The sequence below is a fragment of the Collinsella sp. LCP19S3_B11 genome (assembly GCF_052121915.1).
Lineage (GTDB): Bacteria > Actinomycetota > Coriobacteriia > Coriobacteriales > Coriobacteriaceae > Collinsella.
The window spans coordinates 1-1040 of the sequence record NZ_JBQKDI010000046.1; the positions used below are offsets into that span (position 1 = coordinate 1).

General features: G+C 62.9%; 2 protein-coding genes. Both read left to right on the forward strand.

What is annotated here, in order from left to right:
* The first annotated feature begins 173 nt into the window (after nucleotides 1-173).
* Nucleotides 174-722 (forward strand): hypothetical protein, encoded by a 549-nt coding sequence (locus ACTQV4_RS10280; RefSeq protein ID WP_441031778.1) that lies wholly within the window; start codon nucleotides 174-176, stop codon nucleotides 720-722.
* A 3-nt stretch (nucleotides 723-725) separates the two neighbouring features.
* A partial coding sequence (locus ACTQV4_RS10285) for a hypothetical protein (protein WP_441549968.1) occupies nucleotides 726-1040 on the forward strand: 315 nt, incomplete at its 3' end.

The window sequence follows — 1040 nt, forward strand, 5'->3', positions numbered from 1 at the left end:
CCGCGTGGCGGGACGGTGCGGTTCGCGAAGCGGGTGCATCACCCGGGGACGAAGGCGCAGCCGTGGCTCGCGAAATCGGCGGAGCTCGCAGCGAGCCGGAACGGGTTCACCTTCCGGAAATCGTGATAAGTTGGTGTGGAAACACACCACACATATCCCCTAATGGAGGAATCATGGCAAACGATAAGGCAGCGGCGTTCAAGGCCGATGTGGAGTCCGCGGAGGATCGTCGGGAGCAGCTTCGACGCGAGCTCGCGGAGCTCGACGGTGATGCGGATGCCCCGGTTGCGGAACATGGAGATTTGAGCGTCGATTCGTTTGACGGCATCGACCCGGAGACGGTCGAGGTGGAGTCGAAGATGCTGGGCCGGACGCTGCTGGTGACCCGCCCCACCTCGGCCGAGATGACGCTGTTCGCATCGGATGTGTCTTCGCGCCTGATCAATGATGTGCAGCGCACCGCGATCATGTCGGACTTCTGCCAGACTCATATCGACCCGGAGGATTTCCTAGCGTGGCGTGACGAGGTGCTACGCCGCGGTTCGTCCCTGTTTTTTTATGAGTCCATCGCGGCGATGGTGGACATGCTCGAAGAGCTCGTCGTGGATAACGACTCGGAGCAGGAGTGGGAGTCGTTCGCGAACCGGCAGGAACGCCGGAAGGCGGAGCGGGAGAAGGCGGCTCGTCAGAAGGCCCGCGAAGCGAAGTTGCGTAAGCGTTAGGCCGTGGCGCTGATCGTTCGCGCGTACAGCCGGGACTGGGAGTTTTCGTCTCCCGGCCCGGCTGTCGCTCTACGTATCCACGAGCTGGCGGGCATGAGCCCGAATGACCAGTACCTAGAAATAGTGGACATCGTCGTGGAGCACCTATCAGACGACGATGCGGTTTGGTTCGACGCGCGGGGTAAATACGAACTGCCGGAGGATGCCCCGGCGGAGCTGCTGATCGAATGGCTGGAAGCGGCGACGGGTAAGCCGTTCTCGGCGGTGGCTGCGTTGTCGTCGGCGTTGGTGGAGAGCTGGGCGCAGGTTCGGGGCCGG